Annotated in this window: 21 protein-coding genes and 1 pseudogene; 7 read left to right on the forward strand and 15 right to left on the reverse strand. The window is 70.2% G+C overall.

Annotated elements, in window-relative coordinates:
* The first annotated feature begins 17 nt into the window (after positions 1 to 17).
* Genes ABZ267_RS19095 through ABZ267_RS19105 form a run of 3 tightly spaced genes read left to right on the forward strand, consistent with a single transcriptional unit; the run spans position 18 to position 2,634 of the window.
* Positions 18 to 1,352, forward strand: a complete 1,335-nt coding sequence (locus ABZ267_RS19095; RefSeq protein ID WP_356746670.1) for a 3-oxoacyl-ACP reductase — start codon at positions 18 to 20, stop codon at positions 1,350 to 1,352.
* Between the two features lie 5 nt (positions 1,353 to 1,357).
* Positions 1,358 to 2,200 carry a MaoC/PaaZ C-terminal domain-containing protein gene (locus tag ABZ267_RS19100; RefSeq protein ID WP_356746671.1) on the forward strand — a complete coding sequence of 281 codons (843 nt, stop codon included), beginning with the start codon at positions 1,358 to 1,360 and terminating at the stop codon, positions 2,198 to 2,200.
* A 50-nt stretch (positions 2,201 to 2,250) separates the two neighbouring features.
* Positions 2,251 to 2,634, forward strand: a complete 384-nt coding sequence (locus tag ABZ267_RS19105) for a VOC family protein (protein WP_356746672.1) — start codon at positions 2,251 to 2,253, stop codon at positions 2,632 to 2,634.
* A 15-nt stretch (positions 2,635 to 2,649) separates the two neighbouring features.
* Here ABZ267_RS19105 and ABZ267_RS19110 read toward each other — a convergent pair whose 3' ends face one another.
* The 6 genes from ABZ267_RS19110 to ABZ267_RS19135 form a co-directional block, all read right to left on the reverse strand.
* The gene (locus ABZ267_RS19110) at positions 2,650 to 3,276 is read right to left on the reverse strand and encodes a TetR/AcrR family transcriptional regulator (RefSeq protein WP_356746673.1); all 627 of its coding nucleotides are present in this window, start codon (positions 3,274 to 3,276) and stop codon (positions 2,650 to 2,652) included.
* Positions 3,277 to 3,470: 194 nt separating this feature from the next.
* Complete coding sequence (locus ABZ267_RS19115) at positions 3,471 to 4,862, reverse strand: dicarboxylate/amino acid:cation symporter (RefSeq protein WP_356746674.1); 1,392 nt, start codon at positions 4,860 to 4,862, stop codon at positions 3,471 to 3,473.
* Positions 4,863 to 5,265: 403 nt separating this feature from the next.
* Positions 5,266 to 5,559 (reverse strand): DUF4229 domain-containing protein, encoded by a 294-nt coding sequence (locus tag ABZ267_RS19120; protein ID WP_356746675.1) that lies wholly within the window; start codon positions 5,557 to 5,559, stop codon positions 5,266 to 5,268.
* 123 nt (positions 5,560 to 5,682) lie between these two features.
* Positions 5,683 to 6,204: a GNAT family N-acetyltransferase gene (locus tag ABZ267_RS19125; RefSeq protein ID WP_356746676.1), complete on the reverse strand. Its 522-nt coding sequence runs from the start codon at positions 6,202 to 6,204 to the stop codon at positions 5,683 to 5,685.
* Between the two features lie 106 nt (positions 6,205 to 6,310).
* A complete protein-coding gene (gene mqnE / locus ABZ267_RS19130) occupies positions 6,311 to 7,474 on the reverse strand; it encodes an aminofutalosine synthase MqnE (protein ID WP_356746677.1) in 1,164 nt (387 codons plus the stop codon).
* Between the two features lie 93 nt (positions 7,475 to 7,567).
* Positions 7,568 to 8,023, reverse strand: a complete 456-nt coding sequence (locus tag ABZ267_RS19135; RefSeq protein ID WP_030803885.1) for an Lrp/AsnC family transcriptional regulator — start codon at positions 8,021 to 8,023, stop codon at positions 7,568 to 7,570.
* Positions 8,024 to 8,144: 121 nt separating this feature from the next.
* Here ABZ267_RS19135 and ABZ267_RS19140 point away from each other — a divergent pair, with 121 nt between their 5' ends.
* Positions 8,145 to 8,291: a hypothetical protein gene (locus ABZ267_RS19140; RefSeq protein ID WP_356746744.1), complete on the forward strand. Its 147-nt coding sequence runs from the start codon at positions 8,145 to 8,147 to the stop codon at positions 8,289 to 8,291.
* Between the two features lie 19 nt (positions 8,292 to 8,310).
* Here the strand turns inward: ABZ267_RS19140 and ABZ267_RS19145 are convergent, their stop codons facing one another.
* Entirely contained in the window at positions 8,311 to 8,994 is a 684-nt protein-coding gene (locus ABZ267_RS19145) for a UbiX family flavin prenyltransferase (RefSeq protein WP_356746678.1), read from the reverse strand.
* A gap of 121 nt (positions 8,995 to 9,115) precedes the next feature.
* Here ABZ267_RS19145 and ABZ267_RS19150 point away from each other — a divergent pair, with 121 nt between their 5' ends.
* Complete coding sequence (locus ABZ267_RS19150) at positions 9,116 to 9,748, forward strand: rhomboid family intramembrane serine protease (RefSeq protein WP_356746679.1); 633 nt, start codon at positions 9,116 to 9,118, stop codon at positions 9,746 to 9,748.
* Between the two features lie 37 nt (positions 9,749 to 9,785).
* Here the strand turns inward: ABZ267_RS19150 and mqnP are convergent, their stop codons facing one another.
* Together mqnP and ABZ267_RS19160 are read right to left on the reverse strand one after the other, a co-directional pair.
* A complete protein-coding gene (mqnP, locus tag ABZ267_RS19155) occupies positions 9,786 to 10,709 on the reverse strand; it encodes a menaquinone biosynthesis prenyltransferase MqnP (protein WP_356746680.1) in 924 nt (307 codons plus the stop codon).
* Positions 10,706 to 12,163 (reverse strand): menaquinone biosynthesis decarboxylase, encoded by a 1,458-nt coding sequence (locus ABZ267_RS19160; RefSeq protein WP_356746681.1) that lies wholly within the window; start codon positions 12,161 to 12,163, stop codon positions 10,706 to 10,708. Before ABZ267_RS19160 ends, mqnP begins: the two co-directional genes overlap by 4 nt.
* A gap of 158 nt (positions 12,164 to 12,321) precedes the next feature.
* Here ABZ267_RS19160 and ABZ267_RS19165 point away from each other — a divergent pair, with 158 nt between their 5' ends.
* A complete protein-coding gene (locus ABZ267_RS19165) occupies positions 12,322 to 12,717 on the forward strand; it encodes a PLD nuclease N-terminal domain-containing protein (RefSeq protein WP_356746741.1) in 396 nt (131 codons plus the stop codon).
* 139 nt (positions 12,718 to 12,856) lie between these two features.
* Positions 12,857 to 14,182 (forward strand): aldehyde dehydrogenase family protein, encoded by a 1,326-nt coding sequence (locus ABZ267_RS19170; protein ID WP_356746682.1) that lies wholly within the window; start codon positions 12,857 to 12,859, stop codon positions 14,180 to 14,182.
* A 56-nt stretch (positions 14,183 to 14,238) separates the two neighbouring features.
* Here the strand turns inward: ABZ267_RS19170 and ccsB are convergent, their stop codons facing one another.
* The 6 genes and pseudogenes from ccsB to fes form a co-directional block, all read right to left on the reverse strand.
* Positions 14,239 to 15,315 (reverse strand): c-type cytochrome biogenesis protein CcsB, encoded by a 1,077-nt coding sequence (gene ccsB / locus ABZ267_RS19175; protein ID WP_356746683.1) that lies wholly within the window; start codon positions 15,313 to 15,315, stop codon positions 14,239 to 14,241.
* On the reverse strand, positions 15,312 to 17,138 hold the full coding sequence (locus ABZ267_RS19180) for a cytochrome c biogenesis protein ResB (RefSeq protein WP_356746684.1): 1,827 nt from the start codon (positions 17,136 to 17,138) through the stop codon (positions 15,312 to 15,314). Before ABZ267_RS19180 ends, ccsB begins: the two co-directional genes overlap by 4 nt.
* 4 nt (positions 17,139 to 17,142) lie before the next feature.
* On the reverse strand, positions 17,143 to 17,925 hold the full coding sequence (locus ABZ267_RS19185) for a cytochrome c biogenesis protein CcdA (RefSeq protein WP_356746685.1): 783 nt from the start codon (positions 17,923 to 17,925) through the stop codon (positions 17,143 to 17,145).
* Between the two features lie 4 nt (positions 17,926 to 17,929).
* Positions 17,930 to 18,532, reverse strand: coding sequence for a TlpA disulfide reductase family protein (locus ABZ267_RS19190; RefSeq protein WP_356746686.1), 603 nt, complete (start codon positions 18,530 to 18,532; stop codon positions 17,930 to 17,932).
* Positions 18,533 to 18,599: 67 nt separating this feature from the next.
* Positions 18,600 to 19,874 (reverse strand): hypothetical protein, encoded by a 1,275-nt coding sequence (locus ABZ267_RS19195; RefSeq protein WP_356746687.1) that lies wholly within the window; start codon positions 19,872 to 19,874, stop codon positions 18,600 to 18,602.
* Between the two features lie 108 nt (positions 19,875 to 19,982).
* Positions 19,983 to 21,299, reverse strand: a pseudogene (gene fes, locus ABZ267_RS19200) (enterochelin esterase); the annotation flags it as partial.
* Positions 21,300 to 21,400: the final 101 nt, after the last annotated feature.

The raw sequence follows: 21,400 nt of genomic DNA on the forward strand, positions 1-21,400 counted from the left end.
AGCAGGGAGTCAGGACAATGGCCGATCGCTATCTGCACCTCACCGGCACAGCACCCGGCCGCTTCCTCACCCGCCGGCTCGGCCTGCCGCAGCCCGCGCCGCTGCGCCGCCGGACTCCGCAGACCCCGCATCTGGAAGGGCCGCTGCTGCATCTGACGGCCGGGGCAGGCGCGGTCGCGGGTCTCTCGGACGTGCTGACCGCGACCGGGCTGCCGGTCGTCAGCCGCGCCGGCCGGCCCGGCGCGATCGTCCTCGACGCCACCGGCGTCGCCACCGCCGCCGGGCTCGGAGACGTACACGCCGCCCTGCATCCCGTCGTCCGCTCGCTCGCGCCCGGCGGACGGATCGTCGTCCTCGGTGCGGTGCCGTCGGCCGACGACCACCACCAGGCCGCCGCGCAGCAGGCGCTGGAAGGTTTCGTGCGGTCGCTCGGCAAGGAGGTCGGGCGCGGCTCCACCGTTCAGCTCGTACGGATTCCGGCCCACGTGACCGCTCAGGCCGCCGAGTCCACGCTGCGCTTCCTCCTCTCGCCGCGCTCCGCCTACGTCAGCGGCCAGGTCATCGAGCTGACCGGCACCGCCGCCGCACCCGGCTCCGCCACTCCGCCCGCCGACGCCGCCGCACCGCTCGCCGGCCGCACCGCCCTGGTCACCGGCGCCGCCCGAGGCATCGGCGCGGCCGTCGCCTCGGTGCTCGCCCGGGACGGAGCGCAGGTCATCGCGCTGGACGTTCCTCAGGCTCACGACGCGTTGGAACGTACCGCCGCCCGCATCGGCGGCACCGCGCTCCCGCTGGACATCACCGCACCCGACACCGCCGACCGCATCGCCGCAGCCGCGCCGGACGGGCTCGGCGTCCTCGTCCACAACGCCGGCATCACCCGCGACCGCCGCCTCGCCAACATGCCCGCCGACCGCTGGGCCTCGGTGATCGAGGTCAACCTGGACAGCGTGCTCCGCACCACGGACGAGCTGCTCAAGGCGGGCGTCCTCACACGCGGCGGCCGGATCGTCGCCACCGCCTCCATCGCGGGCATCGCCGGCAACACCGGGCAGACCAACTACGCGGCCAGCAAGGCCGGGATCATCGGGCTCGTCCGCTCGCTCGGCCCGCGCGCCGCCGCCGACCACGGCGTGACGGTCAACGCGGTGGCGCCCGGTTTCATCGAGACGAAGATGACGGCCGCCGTCCCGTTCCTCATCCGTGAGGCGGGCCGTCGCATGAACTCCCTTTCGCAGGGCGGCCTTCCGGTCGATGTCGCCGAGGCCGTCGCCTGGTTCGCCCAGCCCGGTTCCGGCGCCGTCAACGGCCAGGTGCTGCGGGTCTGCGGCCAGAGCCTGCTGGGAGCGTGAGCGCGATGACCTCTCTCAGCGCCTCGCTCATCCGCGGTGCCGTCACCTCACCGTTCAAGCACGCCGGCCGCCCGGACGCCACCCTGCCCACCACCCGCCTCACTCTCCGGCCCGCACCCGCCGCACCCGGCCCACTGGCCGCGTACCGGAGCATCTGCTCCTTCCCGACCACCGCGTACGGCTCCGGGCCGCTCCCGCTCACCTACCCTCACGTCCTGGCCTTTCCGCTCGCCATGCGGCTGATGACCGGACGGGACTTCCCGCTGCCCGTGGCCGGGCTCGTCCACACCTGGATCGAGATCGCCGTCCGACGGCCGGTACAGGCCGATGAGCCGCTCGAACCAACGGTTTACGCAGTTGAGTTGACGCCTCACCGGCGCGGCACGGAGGTCACCATGGTGACCGAGGCGCGCGTCGGCGGCGAGCTGGTGTGGGAGTCGCGCAGCGGCTATCTGTCACGGCACGCGACGGAAGCCACCGAGGAGAGCGCGGAAAAGGCCCGGCATCCCGACCTTCCCGCCGTCGCCGAGTGGCGGCTGCCCGGCGATCTCGGCCGGCGGTACGGAGCCGTCTCCGGCGACCGTAATCCGATTCACCTGCACCCGCTCACCGCCCGCCTCTTCGGCTTCCCGCGGGCCATCGCGCACGGCATGTGGACGGTGGCCCGCTGCCTGGCCGAGGCGGACGGACAGCCTGGCGAACTCCGTACCGTACGAGCGGAGTTCAAGGCTCCCGTCCTGTTGCCCGCCACCGTGACGTACGCGGCCGACGCGGCCGGGAACGCCTTCGGCCTGCGGAGCGCGGGCGGGCGGGTGCACCTGACGGGGACGGTGACGCGGGCCTCCTGAGGCGGCCCGCTCCCGCACCGGCCGCCGGCTCCGCTCCTACACTGGCCGCCATGGCATGCCGCATCAGTGAACTGGTCATCGAAGCCGCCGACGCCGAGCGGCTCGCCGCCTTCTGGAGCGAGGTGCTCGGCTATGCCGAGATCGGCCGGGAGAGCGACGGGTCCATCGAGATCGGGCCACCGGACACCGGCTTCGGCGGCCCGCAGCCGACCATCGTGCTGAGCCCCAACAGCGAGCCGAGGACCGGGAAGTTCCGGCTGCACATCGATGTCAGCGCCACCGACCGCGACCAGGACGCCGAGCTGGAACGGCTCCTGGCCCTCGGCGCCAGGCCCGCCGACGTCGGCCAGACCGGCGAGGAGAGCTGGCACGTCCTGGCCGATCCGGAAGGCAACGAGTTCTGCCTCCTGCGCACCCGGATCCAGCCGCTCTGACCGACGCCGTACGAGCTAGGCGGCGTCCACCGGCGGCTGCCACGGCCTGGCGTGCATCAGGTTCTCCAGGCCGGCCCAGGCGAAGTTCATCAAGGTCGCCGCGGCCTCCTTCGCCGAGATGCCCGGCGTGTCGTTGGCCCAGCCCGCCAGCGACTCGGCGGCGCCCACCAACGCCTGCGCGAGGCCCGCCACATCGCGGTCCGCGAGAGCGGGATCGCGGTGCGCCTCGCGGGCGGCGGCGCCGATCAGGCCCGTCACGAAGGCGACGATCTCGTCGCGCATCACCACGACCTCGCTGATGAACGGCTCGCCGTGCGAACGCGCCTGGCGGTGCAGGACCGCCCAGCCGTCCGGGTTCTCCGCGGTGTGCGTGAAGAACGCCCGCAGCCCCGACCAGAGTTGGCCGTCGGCCGGCAGCTCCGGATCCACTCCGGCCCGCACCGCCGCCACCAGGGCCTCGGCCTCGCGCCGGATGCAGGCGGAGAAGAGGTCCTCCTTGGAGTGCAGGTAGAGGTAGACCAACGGCTTGGAGACGCCTGCCAGCTCCGCGATCTCGTCCATCGAGGCGGCCCGGTATCCGCGCTGCCCGAACGTCTGCACCGCGGCGTCCATCATCTGCCGCTCACGCACGGCGCGTGGCATCCGTTTGCTCTTCACAGCACCCACGTCACTGCACCCACGTCCGGCTTCCTCCCCGCCCCACGGTCCCGCTCTCCTGATCCCCGGCCCAAGGGTACGGCGGGCCGGGCCGGCCCGCTCACACCTCCGGACGCGAAAGCGCTCCTGGTCCACCTCGCGAGGTGGACCAGGAGCGCTCGATGCCGTACAGGCTGCCGCTAGGCGGAGACCGGAACCGCGTCCTTCGGTTCCGACGCGCGGTCGCGGTCGCGGTCGCGGTCCTCGTCGTCGGACGAGCCGAAGCCGTCGACCGGCGAGCCCGAGGCCGAGTTGTACTTGTCGTGGTCGAGGATCTTCTCGCGGGCCGCGACGATGACCGGGACCAGCGCCTGGCCGGCCACGTTGGTGGCGGTGCGGATCATGTCCAGGATCGGGTCGATGGCCATCAGCAGGCCCACGCCCTCCAGCGGGAGGCCCAGCGTGGAGAGGGTCAGGGTCAGCATGACCGTCGCACCGGTGAGACCGGCGGTGGCCGCCGAGCCGATCACCGAGACGAAGGCGATCAGCACGTAGTCGCCGATGCCGAGCTGGACGTCGAAGATCTGCGCGATGAAGATCGCCGCCAGCGCCGGGTAGATCGCGGCGCAGCCGTCCATCTTCGTGGTCGCACCGAACGGGACGGCGAAGGAGGTGTACTCCTTCGGAACGCCGAGGCGCTCGGTGACCCGCTGGGTGACCGGCATGGTGCCGACCGAGGAGCGGGAGACGAAGGCGAGCTGGATCGCGGGCCAGGCGCCCTTGAAGAACTGCACCGGGCTGACCTTGGCGACGGTCGCCAGGAGCAGCGGATAGACGCCGAACATCACCAGGAGGCAGCCGATGTAGATGTCGGCGGTGAACGTGGCGTACTTGCCGATCAGGTCCCAGCCGTAGCCGGCGATGGCGTAGCCGATGAGGCCGATGGTGCCGATCGGGGCGAGGCGGATGACCCACCACAGGGCCTTCTGGAGGAGCTCCAGGATCGACTGGCTGAGCGTGAGGATCGGCTGGGCCCTGTCGCCGAGCTTGAGGGCGGCGATACCGGCGACGGCCGCCATGAAGACGATCTGGAGCACGTTCAGCTCGGTGAACGGCTCGATCACGTTGTTCGGGATGATGCCGGTGAGGAAGTCGATCCAGCTGCCGGTGCGCTCGGGCAGCTCGCCGTCCTTCGGCGTGAGGCCGGTGCCGGAGCCCGGGTTGGTGACCAGGCCGATGATGAGGCCGATGGCGACCGCGATCAGCGACGTGATCATGAACCAGAGCAGGGTGCGGGTGGCCAGCCTGGCGGCGTTGTTGACCTTGCGCAGGTTGGTGATCGACACCAGGATCGCGAAGAAGACCAGCGGGGCGACGGCCAGCTTCAGCAGCTGGACGAAGATCGATCCGATCTTGTCGAGCGTGGTGACGAGCCAGGACACGTCCTGGCTGCGGGCCAGCCAGCCGAGCAGGACGCCGAGCACCAGACCGGCGACGATCTGAGCCCAGAAGGGGACCTTCGGTATACGTGAACCGGAGCCGGTGGACGGCTGCTCGGCCTCGGGGGCGGCGGACGCGGAATTCGCGGACACGGACACACTCCAGTGGGGACGCATCGGGACGTACGAGGACAGCCGTACGGTCGTGCGGTGGAACGGGGACGGGGTCGCGGCGCCCGCGTCAAGGGCGGCGCCGCTGCATGATGCCGTATCAGACGTTGCGGCAACAGACCGCGGACATACAGCGGCAGAGATCGACATGCAGGCGCGCCACGAGCGGGATGCTCGCGACATGACGGAGGCGCACTGCTGTCTTCATGTCGAATACGTTAACACTTGAACTTTGAGAAGCTCAAAGTCTTTCTTTGACCATGAGACATGGAGCAAACCGTCCGCACGGCGGGAAACGGCCCGGAAAACGGCCGGAGGAGCGGCGAAAGCCCCGGTACAGGAGCGGTGCGCTCCGGTCCGGGGCTTTCGGCGAGTGTGAGGAACCTTACTGAACGGCGTCCTCGCGGGTGCGGTTGGCGTCGAGGCGGGCCTTGGTCCGGTCGACCGTGGAGACGATCTGTTCGGACATCTCGTCGCGCTGCCTGCGCAGCAGTACGTAGCTGAGCGGCGCGGAGAGGATGAGGCCGAGCAGGATCACCCAGACCATGTTGGAGCCGCCGAGGCCGGAGGGCACCAGGCCGAAGTGGACGGCGACCCCGGCGATGAAGAAGCAGCCTACGAAGATCAACAGGCGCAACGCCGTGTACCGGATCATCGCGCTCGGCTTGGCAGCGGACACGGCAGGCCCTCTCTCTTCCCGTGGACTCTCGGTCTCTTCACACACTCCTGCCCGTCCAGTGAAGCATGGCCCGAATTCTCAGGGTTCAGGGGGTTCCCGGTCGTAACGGGCGAGGGCTTCCGGTCACAGCGGGAGCAGCATGACGATGTCGTCGCGGTCGTCGCCCGGAGCGACCCGGATGCCGCCCGGGACCCGGCCGACCTCCTTGTAGCCGCAGGCGGCGTAGAAGCGGTCGGCGCCGGTGCCGCCGCGGCAGGTGAGGCGGATCGCCTCGATGCCGTCGATGGAGCGAGCCGCGTCGGCGGTGGCGGCCATGAGGTCGCGGCCGCACCCCTGGCCCTGGTGGCGCGGGTGGAGCATCACGGTGTAGAGCCAGAGCCAGTGGCGCAGCAGCCGGTGGTCGTTGAGCGTGAGGAAGGCGGTGGCGGCGACCTCGCCGTCCTCGTCGCGGCCGACGAGCAGCCGGGTGCGGCCCCGCTCCATGGCGACGAGGTGGTTGAGCAGGTCGGGCCGAACGTCCTCGGCCGTGACCGGCGGGACGAAGCCGACAGCACCGCCGGCGTTGGTGACATCGGCCCACAGCGTGGTGATGCCGTCGCGCAGAGCGGGCGAGAACGAGGGATCCAGCTCGAAGGTAAGCGCCATAGAGGAATATTAACCCTTACCTTCACTGTGGCTCCACTCCGTTCGGAACGCGAGAAAGCCCCGGCCGGGGACATCGGCCGGGGCTTCTTCATGCGTACGGGGGTGGTCAGACCCGCATCGGCTGCGGCGACTCGCGCCGGTCCGCGTCCGGGCCCGGGTACTCGCGCAGGATCTCGTACCGCGTGTTCCGCTCCACCGGCCGGAAACCGGCGTCGCGGATCAGGTCCAGCAGGTCCTCGCGGCCGAGCTTGTTCGGCGTACCGAAGTCGTCGGCGTCGTGCGTGATCTTGTACTCGACGACGGAGCCGTCCATGTCGTCCGCGCCGTGCTGGAGCGCGAGCTGCGCGGTCTGCACGCCGTGCATCACCCAGAACACCTTGACGTGCGGCACGTTGTCGAACAGCAGCCGCGAGACGGCGAAGGTCTTCAGCGCCTCGGCGCCGGTCGCCATCGTCGTACGCGCCTGGAGCTTGTTGCGGACCTTGCCGTCCTTCATGTCCACGAAGTCGTGCTGGTAGCGCAGCGGGATGAAGACCTGGAAGCCGCCGGTCTCGTCCTGCATCTCGCGCAGCCGCAGCACGTGGTCGACGCGGTGACGGGGCTCCTCGATGTGCCCGTACAGCATCGTCGCCGGGGTCTTCAGCCCCTTCTCGTGCGCGAGGCGGTGGATGCGCGACCAGTCCTCCCAGTGGGTGCGGTGGTCGACGATGTGCTGGCGGACCTCCCAGTCGAAGATCTCCGCGCCGCCGCCGGTCAGCGACTCCAGACCGGCCGCGATCAGCTCGTCGAGGATCTCGGAGGCGCTGAGGCCGGAGATCGTCTCGAAGTGGTGGATCTCCGTCGCCGTGAACGCCTTCAGCGCCACGTCCGGCAGGGCTTCCTTCAGCGCGCTGAGCGAGCGCGGGTAGTAGCGCCACGGGAGGCTCGGGTGGAGGCCGTTGACGATGTGCAGCTCGGTGAGGTTCTCGCCCTCCATCGCCTTGGCCAGGCTGACGGCCTCCTCGATCCGCATCGTGTACGCGTCCTTCTCGCCCGGCTTGCGCTGGAACGAGCAGTACGCGCACGAGGCGGTGCACACGTTGGTCATGTTGAGGTGGCGGTTGACGTTGAAGTGCACCACGTCACCGTTCTTGACGGTGCGCACCTCGTGCGCCAGCCCGCCGAGCCACGCCAGGTCGTCGGACGCGTAGAGCGCGATCCCGTCCTCGCGGGTCAGCCGCTCGCCGGCCCGGACCTTCTGCTCCAGCTCGCGCTTGAGTCCCGCGTCCACCTGGCCGCCTCCCATTCCTCCGTACAACAGACCCCGCCAACCGTACTCCCCCACCCTTCGGGCGGGAGGGGCCCCCTTTACGGCGCTCCGCGCCTACGACTCCTCCGGAAGTTCCCCGACCCGGTTCTCCCACTTGGTGGAGAGCACGATCGTGGTACGGGTCCGCGAGACGCCCTTCGTACCGCTCAGGCGCCGGATCGTCTTCTCCAGGCCGTCCACGTCACCGACCCGGACCTTGAGCATGTACGAGTCGTCGCCGGCGATGAACCAGCAGTCCTCGATCTCCGCGAGGTCCTTCAGCCGGTGCGCCACGTCCTCGTGGTCGGCGGCGTCCGAGAGCGAGATGCCGATCAGCGCGGTGACGCCGAGGCCGAGCGAGGCCGAGTCGACGGTGGCGCGGTAGCCGGTGATGACACCGGCGGTTTCCAGCCGGTTGATGCGGTCGGTGACGCTGGGCCCGGAGAGCCCGACGAGCCGTCCCAGCTCGGCGTACGAGGCCCTGCCGTTCTCTCTGAGGGCCTGGATGAGCTGCCTGTCCACCGCGTCCATGTGACTGAAACCTTCCATTGTTCAGCAGTACCGCGAGTCTACGTGTAGAATCTAAGGCATGCAGGGCCCACACCCTGCAAATCTTCTAGAACATCCAAGAAACGCTTTCGAATCTTCAGGAGTGAACTTCACCGTGTACACGATCGAGATGGCCCACGCCCGGATGCGCGAGCTGCAGGACCTGGCCAACCGCTCGCGTGCCCACCAGCCCGCCGCCGCGCACCGCGTCGACAAGACCCGCGCCCCGCGCACCACCAAGAAGCGCTGACCGGGACCTTTCGGTCCGCTCAGTCCTCCGGGCTGCGGGAGCCGCCACCGAGCTCTCCCTCCCAGCGGCGGTACAGCCGGTGTTCCACCCCGGCCGCGTCCAGCACCCGCCCCGCGACGAAGTCCACCAGGTCCTGGATGTGCGTCGCGCCCGCGTAGAACGCCGGAGAGGCGGGCAGCACGATCGCGCCCGCCTCGTCCAGGGCCACCATCTGCTTCAGCGTCTGGCCGCTCAGCGGCGTCTCGCGCACCGCGACGACGAGCGGCCGGCGCTCCTTGAGCGTCACGCTCGCGGCCCGCTGGAGCAGATCCTTCGACAGCCCGAGCGCCACTCCGGCCACGCAGGCCGTCGAGGCCGGCACGATGAGCATCCCCTTCGCCGGGTACGACCCGGACGACGGCCCGGCGGCCAGATCACCGGCCGGCCAGTGCCGTACGCGCTCCAGCTCCGCATCGCGCACCGCGAAGGCGTCCGGCTTCCCGTCGGCGCCACGTTCCAGCCAACAGCGCAGGTCATCGCGCCAGTGCCCGTCCCGGAACGCGATGCCGGTCTCGTCCAGCAGGGTGAGCCGCGAGGCCCGGCTCACCACCAGGTCCACGCTCTCGCCGCCCGCCAGCAGGCCGCGTAGGACGGCGGCCGCGAACGGGGTCCCCGAAGCACCGGACACCCCGACAATCCAAGGCCGCCGCTGCTGATGAGTCACTGAAGTCCCGGATTCCACATCTGCGAGCCTATCCGGCACGCCCCGGCACCCCGCACCCGGAACCGGGCGGCGGCCCCGGACGTTCAACGGATGACGGGCAACCGGGGGGCAGGGGCAGACCATGGGCGATCACTGGAGCACCGACCGCACCACCGGATCCACCACGACCGGCAGCGCACGAGCGCTCACGGCCGGCATCCTGATGGTGGGCTGGGTCGCGCTGCTGTGGATCCTCGAAGGGATCGACGTGGCGACCGGCCACGCACTCGACACCTACGGCATCAGCCCGCGCGAGGTGGCCGAGCTGCGTGACGTGATACCGGCCGCGTTCCTGCACAGCGGCTGGGAGCACGTCGCCTCCAACAGCGTTCCGCTGCTGGTCCTCGGCTTCATCGCCGCGCTCGGCGGGCTGCGCAGATTCGCCGCCGTCGTCGTGACGATCATCCTGATCAGCGGCACAGGCGTCTGGCTGACCGCTCCCGCCTTCACCGTGACGCTCGGCGCCTCCGGTGTCGTCTTCGGGCTGCTGGGCTATCTGCTGATCCGGGGCTTCGTGGACCGGCGGCCCTGGGACGTCCTGATAGGCATCGGCGTCGCCGTGGTCTACGGCTCGCTGCTCTGGGGCGTACTGCCGACCGACTCGGGCGTCAGCTGGCAGGGCCACCTCTTCGGGCTGATAGGCGGCGTGGCGGCGGCCTTCTTCTTCCGCCGGCCGCCCGCGCGCCGCGGCCCGGACAACCTGGTCACGGTCTGAGCCACGGGTTTTTACGGGTGTAAAGACCGCCGGAGCCTTACGGAGTCAGGCCGCGCACCAGCAGGTCGAGCAGCGCGCAGGCGAAGAGCGCCATGCCGATGAAGCCGTTGACGGAGAAGAAGGCGCGGTTCAGCCGGGACAGGTCGTGCGGCCGCACGACGCGGTGCTCGTAGACGAACGCCACCGCGACGATCACCATGCCGATCCAGTAGAAGACCTCGGCGTCCGTCGCCAGGCCGAACCAGACCAGCAGTCCGGTGGTCACCACATGGCAGACCCGCGCGCCCCAGAGCGCCGCCGGGATACCGAAGCGCGCCGGGAAGGAGAGCACGCCGTGGGCCCGGTCGGCCTGGACGTCCTGGCAGGCGAAGATCAGGTCGAAGCCGCCGATCCAGATGCCGACGGCCAGCCCCAGGATCACCGCGTCCCACGACCAGCTGCCGGTCACCGCGAGCCAGGCGCCGATCGGCCCGATGGCCTGCGCGAGTCCCAGGATGGCGTGCGGGAAGTTCGTGAACCGCTTGCCGTACGGATAGACCACCATCGGCACCACCGCGAGCGGCGCCAGCATCAGGCAGAGCGGGTTGAGCAGCGCGGCGGCGCCCAGGAAGACGGCGAGCGCGACGAGCGCACCGGTCCACGCCGACCTCACCGAAACCGCGCCGGTGACCAGCTCGCGGCCCGCCGTGCGCGGGTTACGGGCGTCGATCTCCCGGTCGATGATCCGGTTGGCGGCCATCGCGAAGGTCCGCAGCCCCACCATCGCGAGCGTGACGAGCAGCAGGACGCCCCAGTGGATCGTGCCGTCCAGCTGGAACATCGCGGTCAGCGCGGCGATGTACGCGAAAGGCAGTGCGAAGACCGAGTGCTCGATCATCACCAGCCGCAGGAAGGACCTCACCTTGCTGCCCGACGGCGCGGACCCGGGCACGGACGCCGCCGCCTCTGCCGCGCTGCTCACAGCCCGTACTCCTTCCAGCGGCGGTCGACCTTCGCCGCCGTCTCCGGGTCGGACTCGACCATCTCCGGCCAGCCGCCGTCCCGGGTGTAGCCCTCGGTGGGCAGCTTCCTGGTGGCGTCGATGCCGGCCTTGCCGCCCCAGAACTGCTGGTAGGAGGCGTGGTCCAGGTGGTCGACCGGGCCCTCGGTGACGGTGAGGTCCCGGGCGTAGTCGGTGTTGCCGAGCGCCCGCCAGGCGACCTCGTGCAGATCGTGGACGTCGCAGTCGGAGTCGACGACCACGATCAGCTTGGTCAGCGACATCATGTGCGCGCCCCAGATCGCGCTCATCACCTTCTGCGCGTGCTTCGGGTACTTCTTGTCGATCGAGACGATCGCGCAGTTGTGGAAGCCGCCGGCCTCGGGCAGGTGGTAGTCCACGATGTCCGGCACGATGATCTTCAGCAGCGGCAGGAAGAACCGCTCCGTGGCCCGGCCCAGCGGCCCGTCCTCGGTCGGCGGCCGGCCCACCACGATGGACTGGAGCAGCGGCCGCTTCCGCATGGTGACGCAGTCGATGGTCAGTGCGGGGAACGGTTCCTGCGGCGTGTAGAAGCCGGTGTGGTCCCCGAACGGGCCCTCCGGCAGCATCTCGCCCGGCTCCAGCCAGCCCTCGATGACGACCTCGGCCTGCGCCGGCACCTGGAGCGGCACGGTCTTGCAGTCGACCATCTCGATCCGCTTGCCCTGGACGAACCCGGCGAAGAGGTACTCGTCGATGTCGCCGGGCAGCGGCGCGGTGGAGGCGTACGTGACGGCGGGCGGTGCGCCGAAGGCGATGGCGACCGGCAGCCGCTCACCGCGCCGGGCGGCGACCTGGTAGTGGTTGGCCGAGTCCTTGTGGATCTGCCAGTGCATCCCGATCGTGCGCTTGTCGTGGCGCTGGAGCCGGTAGAGGCCCAGGTTCCGGACGCCGGTCTCCGGGTGCTTGGTGTGTGTGAGGCCCAGGTTGAAGAAGGAGCCGCCGTCGCCGGGCCAGGTGAAGAGCGCGGGCAGCTGCTCCAGGTCGACCTCGTCGCCCTTCAGCACGACTTCCTGGACCGGCGCGTCGTCCGACTTCACCTTCTTCGGCGGTACGTGGACCATCGAGCCGAGCTTGCCGAAGGCCTCCCGTACGCCGACGAAGCCCTGCGGCAGCTCCGGCTTGAGCAGCCCGCCGATCTTGTCGCTGATGTCGCTGTACGACTTCAGCCCGAGCGCCTTGAGCAGGCGCCGGTCGGTGCCGAAGACGTTCATGGCCAGGGGCATCGAGGAGCCCTTGACGTTCTCGAAGAGCAGGGCGGGGCCGCCCGCCTTGTTCACCCGGTCGACGATCTCGCCGACCTCCAGGTGAGGATCGACCTCGGCCTTGACGCGCTTGAGATCACCATCGCGTTCAAGAGCCCGGAGCAGGGAGCGGAGATCGTCGTAAGCCATGCGGTCCAGTTTGTCATCCCCGCCTCCGCGCCCCCGTCGGGGCTCCCCCGGCTCCGGGCCCGGGATTGCCGGCGGCCAGCCGGTACCCTGGCGGCGACACCGGGGAAACACCGAGCCCCGCCGCCCGCTCCACTGGGGGACGCGCCATGAGAGCCCTGATGTTCATCCTGCCGCTGGCGCTGATGATCTACGCCTTCATCGACTGCCTGAACACCCCGGAGGAGGACACCAAGCATCTGCCCAAGATCGCCTGGGTCTTCATCATCCTGCTGTTCTGGGTCGTCGGTTCGATCGGCTGGCTCTTCGCCGGCAAGGTGCGGCACAGCGCGGCCGGAGGCGCGGGGCTCTCCTCGTGGCAGCCGGGCAGGCGGCAGCAGTGGGTGGCTCCGGACGACAACCCCGACTTCCTGAAGTCCCTCAAGGACGACAAGGACGACAAGAAGGCCGAGGCTGCCGCGGCAGAGACCGAGTCCGAGAAGGCCAAGGCCGAGGAGGAGCTCAGGCGCCGCGACGGCGGTACGGGCCCCGACGACAAGACCCCGCCCACGTCCTGACGGACTATTCCTCGCGGCAGGGGTGATGTTTCCGACCGGCGCGGTGGACGCGTCAGCGGGGTGGCGTCGGCCATCCTCGAAGGGGTAACGCACGCGCCCCTCTTCAGGAGCACGCGTGACCCTCTTGAGGAGCCCCCACATGTCCCAGACCCCCACCGAGACCCCTGCCGAGCTCGTCGCCCGCCTCCGTGCCACCTTCCGCACCGGCCGCACCAAGGACCTCACCTGGCGCACCGGCCAGCTGGAGCGGCTGCGCGCCCTGCTCACCGAACACGGCGACGACCTCGCGGACGCGCTCCGCGCCGACCTGGGCAAGAGCCGCAAGGAGGCGTACCGGACCGAGATCGACTTCACGGTCCGGGAGATCGACCACACGCTGGAGCACCTCGCCGACTGGCTGCGGCCCGAGCCCGCCCCCGTACCGCCGCATCTCGCGCCCACCGGAGCCACCGCGCACACCGTGCTCGACCCGCTCGGCACCGTCCTGGTCATCGCGCCCTGGAACTACCCGGTGCAGCTGCTGCTCGCACCGGTCGTCGGCGCGCTGGCCTCCGGGAACTGCGTGGTCGTCAAGCCGAGCGAGCTGGCGCCCGCCACCTCCGCCGCCGTGGCGCGGCTGTTGCCGGAGTACCTGGACACGGAGGCGGTCGGCGTCGTCGAAGGCGCGGTCGAGGAGACCACGGCCCTGCTGGAACAGCGCTTCGACCACATCTTCTACACCGGCAACGGCAAGGTCGGCCGGATCGTCATGGCCGCCGCCGCCAAGCACCTCACGCCGGTCACGCTGGAGCTCGGCGGCAAGTCGCCGGCCTTCGTGGACCGCGGTACGGACCTGAAGGCGGTGGCGGGACGGCTCGCCTCCGGCAAGTTCCTCAACGCCGGACAGACCTGTGTGGCCCCGGACTACGTGCTGACCGACCCGGAGACCGCTCCGGCCCTCGCGGAGGCGCTGGCGGCCGCGGTGGAAGGGCTGTTCGGTGCGGACCCGGCCGAGCACCCGGAGTACGGGCGGATCGTGAACGAGCGTCACTTCGACCGGCTGACCGGCCTGCTGGACTCCGGCCGTACGGTGACCGGCGGAGCGCACGACCGCGACACCAAGTACATCGCGCCGACCGTGCTGGCCGACGTCGTGCCGGACGCGCCGGTGATGGGCGAGGAGATCTTCGGCCCGATCCTGCCGCTGGTCACGGTGGACGGCCTGGACGAGGCGATCGCCTTCATCAACGACCGGGACAAGCCGCTGGCGCTGTACGCCTTCACCGACTCCGCCGCCGTACGGGACCGGCTGCTGGCCGAGACGTCGTCCGGCGGCGTCGGCATCGGGCTGCCGCTGGCCCAGCTGACCGTCTCGGACCTGCCGTTCGGCGGCGTCGGCGAGAGCGGCATGGGCAGCTACCACGGCCGGTACTCGCTGGAGACGTTCAGCCACCGCAAGGCGGTCCTGGACACGCCGCTGAGCTGACGACGTACGAAGGCGCCCCGGGCCAAGACCCGGGGCGCCTTCGTACGTACGCGGTCTCAGACCCCGGCGTACGAGTGCAGGCCGGTGACGAAGATGTTCACGCCGTAGTAGTTGAACAGCCAGCAGGCGAAGGCGACCAGCGCCAGGTAGGCGGCCTTGCGGCCCTTCCAGCCGGCCGTGGCGCGGGCGTGCAGGTAGGCGGCGTAGGCGACCCAGGTGATGAAGGACCAGACCTCCTTGGGGTCCCAGCCCCAGTAGCGCCCCCAGGCGTCGCCCGCCCAGATCGCGCCCGCGATGATCGTGAACGTCCAGAGCGGGAAGACCGCCGCGTTGATCCGGTACGCGAACTTGTCCAGCGACGACGCGGACGGCAGCCGCTCCATGACGGAGGTCGCGAACTTGCCCGGCGTACCACCGGAGGCGAGCTTGTTCTCGTAGCTGTCGCGGAAGAGGTAGAGCACCGTGCCGACCGCGCCGAGGTAGAAGACGGCGCCGCAGATGATCGCGGTCGAGACGTGGATCCACAGCCAGTACGAGTGCAGCGCGGGCACCAGCTGGTCGCTGTCGGTGTAGAGCGTGGTGACCGCGATGCCGAGGTCCAGCAGGACCGTGGTGACCAGCGGCAGGCCGATCCAGCGGACGTTCTTCTTCAGTGCGAGCAGCACCAGGTACGAGCCGACCGCCACGGTGGAGAAGGTGATGGAGAACTCGTACATGTTGGCCCACGGCGCCCGCTGCACGGAGAGCGCGCGGGTGATGACGCCGCCCGCCTCCACGGCGAAGGCCACCACGGTCAGCGAGACCGCGATCCGGCCCCACAGGTCGCCCTTGAACGTGCCGCCCGCGGCGCCGGGACCGTCCGGCACATCGCGGGTGCCGGCGGCGGAGCGGGTGACGACCTTCGGCCGCTCCAGTACGGCGGTGGAGCCGGCCTGGGTGACGACCGCCGGGGCGGAGGCACCGGCCGCGGGGCCGGACAGCGCGGCGGCCGTGCGGCCGACCTTGCTGCGGCTGCCGAGGACCCACTCCGCGATGTGCGCGAAGAAGGCCAGCGTGTAGACGGCCATCGACGAATAGATCAGCACATTGCTGGTGTGCGCCAGGCTCTCGTTGGTTGCGGCGGCGAGATTCACTTCTCAGCCCCTTCGGCAGGTGCTTCAGCAGGGTGTACGGGCCGGCTCCCGGCCTCGTTCGCGCCAGGTTCCTCCGGCGCGTCAGGTTTTCCCGGGGCGTCAGGTTTCTCCGGCGCGACCGGCGCCGTCGTGACCAGGGCGGCCGCGAGGTCGCCCAGCTCCTCCGGCAGCTTCGCGGACTCGCTGCGGCCGAGGCCCGCCATCTCCACGACGGTCACCCCGTCCGCGCCCCGGACCGCCCGGACCCAGACCCGGCGGCGCTGGATGAAGAGCGAGGCGGCGAGTCCGGCGATGGCGGCGATGGCACCGCCGAGCGCGAGGCCGTTGCCCGGCTGCTGCGAGATCTGGAAGCTGGCCCACTCCTCGATGCCCTCGAAGGTGATCGAGCCCTCGCCGTCGGCCAGGTCCAGCTTCTCGCCGGGACGCAGCATCTTCTTGAGCAGCTCGCCGTTCTCGTCCTTGAACTCCTTCATCTTGGACGTGTCGAGCTGGTAGACGTTCTGCGGCAGCCCGGAGTCCACGCCGAGGGAGCCGCTGTAGGCGCTCAGTGCCAGCACCGGGAACTCGGCGCCGGGGAACTGCGAGAACATCTGGCCCTTGCCGTGGCCCGCGAAGGTCGGCACGAAGAAGGCCTTGAAGCCGAGCTGCGTCTTGACGCCGTGTCTGTCGCGGTAGCCGTCCATCACCTTGATCGCGCCGGTGGAGGTGATGTTGTTGTCGATCGGCAGCAGCGGTACGGAGCTCCGCGAGACGACCTTGCCCCTGCCGTCCCGGACGGTGACGACCGGCGCGTAGCCGTGAGCGATGAGATAGACCTTGGTGCCGTCCACGACGAGCGGTTCGTTGACGCGGATGACGCTCTTGCGCTCGGGCCCGTCGGCGCCCTCGGCGTACCTCACGCGGGCCTCGAAGGTGCGCGGCGTGCCGCGCTGCGGGCCGCTCTCCTCGTACGTACCGACGAAGTCGTCCAGGACGAAGCTGAAAGGCGCCAGCGTGTCGGAGTCGTAGAGCGAGCCGGACTTGAAGTCGTCGTACTGGGTGAGCGTGTTGGCGAAGCCGTCGCCCTCCACGACCAGCTTGCCGCCCTCGGACTTGAAGAGCTGGCCGGCGGCGAAGGCCACCAGCATCACGATGAGCGCGATGTGGAAGACCAGGTTCCCGGCCTCGCGGAGGTAGCCCTTCTCGGCGGCGACCGCGTCGCCCACCGTGTGCGCGCGGAACCGCCGCTTGCCGAGCACGCCGAGCGCCGCCTCGCGGACCTGCTCGGGCTCGGCCTCGGTGCGCCAGGTGGTGTACGCGGGCAGCCGGGTCAGCCGTTTCGGGGCGCCGGGCGGACGGCTGCGGAGCTGGCCGACGAACTGGCCGGTGCGCGGCACGATGCAGCCGATGAGCGAGACGAACAGCAGGATGTAGATCGCGGAGAACCACACCGAGCTGTAGACGTCGAAGAGCTGGAGCTTCTCGTAGATCGGCGTGAGGGTGGTGTGCTGGTCCTTGAAGTTCTGGACCTTCAGGTCGTCCACGCTGGTCTGCGGGATCAGCGAGCCGGGGATGGCGCCGAGGGAGAGCAGGAAGAGCAGGATCAGCGCGACCCGCATCGAGGTGAGCTGGCGCCAGAACCAGCGGATCCAGCCGACCACGCCCATGGCGGGCAGTCCGGTGCCGTTGGCGGATTCGGTCTCGGGGCGCTCCTCGCGGGGCGCGGTGGAGAGCCGCTCGCCGGCCGCGTCGTCGACGCGGCGCTGTTCGCGGTCGGCCGCCGTCTCGGTCTCGGCGGCTTCGCCACGAGCGCCGGTGTCCGTGCTGCTGTTCGCCTTGCTCATGAACTCAGATCCCCACAACGAAGCCGCTGGACCAGGTCTGCATCTGCTGCATGAGCGTCGCCCACACGCCCGTCAGCAGCAGGAGTCCGGTCACGATCATCATGCCGCCGCCGATCCGCATGACCCAGGCGTAGTGGCGCTTGACCCAGCCGAACGCGCCGAGCGCCTTGCGGAAGGCGACCGCGGCCAGGATGAACGGGACACCGAGTCCGAGACAGTACGCGACGGTCAGTATCGCGCCGCGTCCGGCGGTGGCGCTCTCGGCGGAGAGGAACAGCACCGAGGAGAGCGTCGGGCCGATGCACGGCGTCCAGCCGATCCCGAACAGCGCGCCGAGCACCGGCGCGCCGGCCAGCCCGGCCACCGGCCGCTTGTGGAGGCGGAACTCGCGCTGCGTCACGCCCGGCAGGAGCCCCATGAAGAAGATGCCCATGAGGATCATCAGTCCGCCGAGGACCTTGTTGAGCACCTCGGAGTGCAGCTGGAGCTCGTCGCCGAAGTAGCCGAAGAGCGCTCCGGTGGAGGCGAACACGGCGGTGAAGCCGAGGACGAAGAGCGAGGCGCCCGCCACCACGCGGCCACGCCGGGCCTCGGCCAGATCGGTGCCGCTGACCCCGGTGACGTAACTCAGATAGCCGGGGACGAGCGGCAGGACGCACGGCGAGAAGAAGGAGACGAGCCCGGCCAGCAGGGCGATCGGCACGGCCAGCAGCAGGGCCCCGCTGACGACGGTGTCGTTGTACGAGGCCAGCGTGAGCGTGTCGTGGTGCGCGGCGAGCGGGATCACCGGGTCACTTCTCCGCGATGATCGGGTCGATCATCTCGTGCAGCTGCTCGGCGTCCAGCGGCTGGAGCGTGCGGGCCGCGATCTTCCCGTCCCGGTCGATCACCACGGTGGACGGGATGGCCTTCGGGTTCACGGTGCCCTTGGGGAAGCGGAGCATGAGCTTGCCGATCGGGTCGAAGAAGCTCGGGTAGGTGACCCCGTAGTCCTTCTCGAAGTTGATCGCGGGGTCCTTCTGCGCGTCCCTGGTGTTGATGCCGAGGAACTGCACGCCCTGGTCGGCGGTCTCCTCGGAGACCTTGGCGAAGTACTTCGCCTCCAGCCGGCAGGGGCCGCACCAGGAGCCCCAGACGTTGAGCACGACGACCTTGCCCTTGTAGTCGGCGAGGTCGAGCGGCGTGCCGTCCAGGCTCTCACCCTGGAGCTTCGGCGCGTCCGGGCGCTCCTCCTTCGCGACCGTGGAGATGCCTCCCTTGCCGGTGACGAAGTTGGTGTTGCCGCCGCCCTGGGCCTTGTTGCCGTCCCCGCACGCGGTCAGCGTCAGGGCACCGGCCACGGCGGTGGCGGCGAGCAGGGTGAAGCGGCGTCGGGACGCGCGGCCAAAGCTCATGTGAAAAGTTTCGCATGGCAGTTCCGCCGATCTCCCGCACCCCCCTCGCTGCCCGTAAAGCCCCTTGTCAAGCCTGTTTAAAGAAGGAGTTCCAGCCACCTGCGGGCGCCTGTCCGACCTCCAGCGCGCGGAGCTTGGCGAGGACGGCGGGATCCTGCACGTCGAGCCAGTCGACGAACTGCCGGAAGGAGACGAGCCGCACATCCTTCTTACCGGCCGTCTTCTTGATCACTTCTTCCACGGCGTCCATATAGATGCCGCCGTTCCACTGTTCGAAGTGGTTGCCGATGAAGAAGGGCGCGCGATTCGTCGTGTAGGCGCGCTCGAAACCGTTCATGTACGCGCCGGTGGCCTGCTTGCGCCAGCCCGGATAACGCGACGGCATGCCCTTGGTCGAATTCTGCGACTGGTTGGCGAGGATGTTGTAGTCCATGGAGAGGACCTCGAAGGAGTGGCCCGGGAACGGCATGGCCTGGAGCGGCAGATCCCAGACGCCGCCGCGCTTGACGGGCCAGGTCTGGCGGCCGCCGGGCGAGCTGGCGTCGTAGCGCCAGCCGAGTTTGCTCGCGGTCGGCAGGAGATTGTCCTGGCCGAGCAGACAGGGGGTGCGGCCGCCGATCAACTCCTTTCGGTAGTCGAACGGCAGCGGGTCCTCGTTCTCCCAGCCGGTGTTGGTCCGCCATTCCGTGACGAAGGACACAGCCTGATCGATCTCGCTCCGCCATTGCGCGGGCGTCCAGCGTTCGACGGATCCGGAGCCGCCGCAGAAATGCCCGTTGAAGTGCGTGCCGATCTCGTGGCCGTCCAGCCAGGCCTGGCGTACGTACGTGAGCGTGTCCTTCACGTGGTCATCGGTGAGATAGCCGATGTCGGAGGCGCCGCGCGGGTTGTTCGGAGGACGGTAGAGGGATTTCTTCGACTCGGGCAGCAGATACAGCCCGGAGAGGAAGAAGGTCATCGCGGCGTCGTGATCTTTCGCCAGTTTCAGAAAACGCGGGAAGAGCCCGTTGCCGACCTCGCCCGCCCCGTCCCAGGAAAAGATCACGAACTGCGGCGGCGTCTGGCCGGGTTCGAGCGGGACGGGCGCGGCGGGCTGGCGGGGCTGCTTTCCGGTGTCGGCGGTGGAGCCGTCGCCGATCAGCCGGACCTTCTCCTTCGGCGAACCGTTTCCGCTGTTGCCGCCGCTGCCGGCCTCGCCCTTGCCGCCGGCGCCGGTGTCACCCTTGTCACCGCCGCCTTCCGCCGAGCCGGAGGAACTGGAGAAGCCGCAGCCGGCGAGTGAGACCGCCGCCGCCGTGCCGAGCCCCGCGCCGAGCAGTCCCCTTCGATTGATGTCGCGCATGTCGTCCCCATCTGCGGTCGTTTTATCTCAAGGCCATACAAACTGCTGGACAGTGAGAGGCCTTGAGCGACGCGACGGTTCCGTGCAATTGGGGACTTTCTTTACGCTTTACCTTCTGGCGGGGCTTTTGGTCAGCGCTGCGGAGCGCTCGGCCGGACAGCGGGCCGGACCCGTTCCACCCTGGAAATCTGCCGCGTCCACGTCAAGGCCGGTACCCATGAGCTCCACCAGCGCGTCCGCCAGGAACCCGCGCCAGCAGGCGTGGTCGTGACCGCCGTTGTGGAGGTTGCGGGTGACCCGGTGGCCCCGGGCTCGGAGCACCGCCCCCAGTGCCTCGGTGTGTTCGGCCAGCACGCCTTCGTGCAGCCCGACATCGAAGTGGACGACGGCCCCGCGCGCCCCGGTCCCTCCGGCCGGCAGCCCGTCGCGGAGTCCGGCGGCGAGCGTGGCCGGCCACGGCGTCCCGACCGCGTCCGGCGCCGCGGCCCCGGGCACCAGGCCCGGCCGCCACCACAGCGACGGCGACTGCGCGAGGACCGCGCCGAACCGCTCGGGCCGGGTGAGACCGGCGTACAGCGCGGTCATCCCGCCGAGCCCCTGACCGGCCACCACCGTCCGGTCCGCCCGCGCGGTCAGCGGCCACCGGGCACTCGCCCACGGCACCACCTCGTCGGCCAGGAAGGAGACGTAACTCTCCCGTCCGCCCAGCTCCAGCCGGCGCGTGGCGGTGCCGACGGCGTCCGGGGCGAGGACGGCGAGCGGCGGGAGGACGCCGTCGGCGATCAGCGCGTCCAGCGTGTCCTTGAGGCCGTGCCGGTCGAACCACATGTCGCCGTCGCAGAGCACCAGCAGCGGCAGCCGCCGGCCGTCCCGCTCTCCGGGCTCGCGCGCCGGCCGGTACGGGACGGCGTCCGGCGGCAGATAGACCCACACGTCCCGCTCGGCGCCGAGCGCACCGGCCGCGACGGCGTGCCGCTCGACGGTGGAGCGCGCGATGGCGGCACGGCGGCCGGTCCACGGCTGCGGCGGGGCCTTCGGCAGCGCGAAGACCGAGTCCTGCGCGTCGCGCCAACGGGCCGGTATCCGGGCCGGGTTGAGCGGATCGGCGCCGGCGTGCGCGCGCAGCGCCAGCAGCCGTCGCTGGAGCAGCACCGGATCGGCGGGAGCGGGCCCGGAGGAGATGTCGGCCACCATCCGGTAGGAGCCGCGGTCGTCGGCGCGCAGCCGGTGGCCGAGGTACCAGATGTCGGTGTCCGGCAGCCGGTGCAGCAGCGAGTCGGCGAGCCGGTCGCGGTCGGTGATGCCGCGGGCCATCAGGAGGACCCGGCGGGTGGCGCGGTGGCCGCGCCACAGGAAGGTGACGGCCCGGTGGCCGGGGTCGTCGTCGAGCTCCTCGACGAGCGGCGTGCCGGTACGGGCGGCCTCGGCCCAGAAGGCCCCCTAACCTAACCTAACGCACCGCCACCTCTCACGAAGAACGGGACCGACCGCGGTGGCGGTCGGTCCCGTATGTTCACGGCGTACGG

It is taken from the genome of Streptomyces sp. NPDC006174 (assembly GCF_040614075.1).
GTDB lineage: Bacteria > Actinomycetota > Actinomycetes > Streptomycetales > Streptomycetaceae > Streptomyces.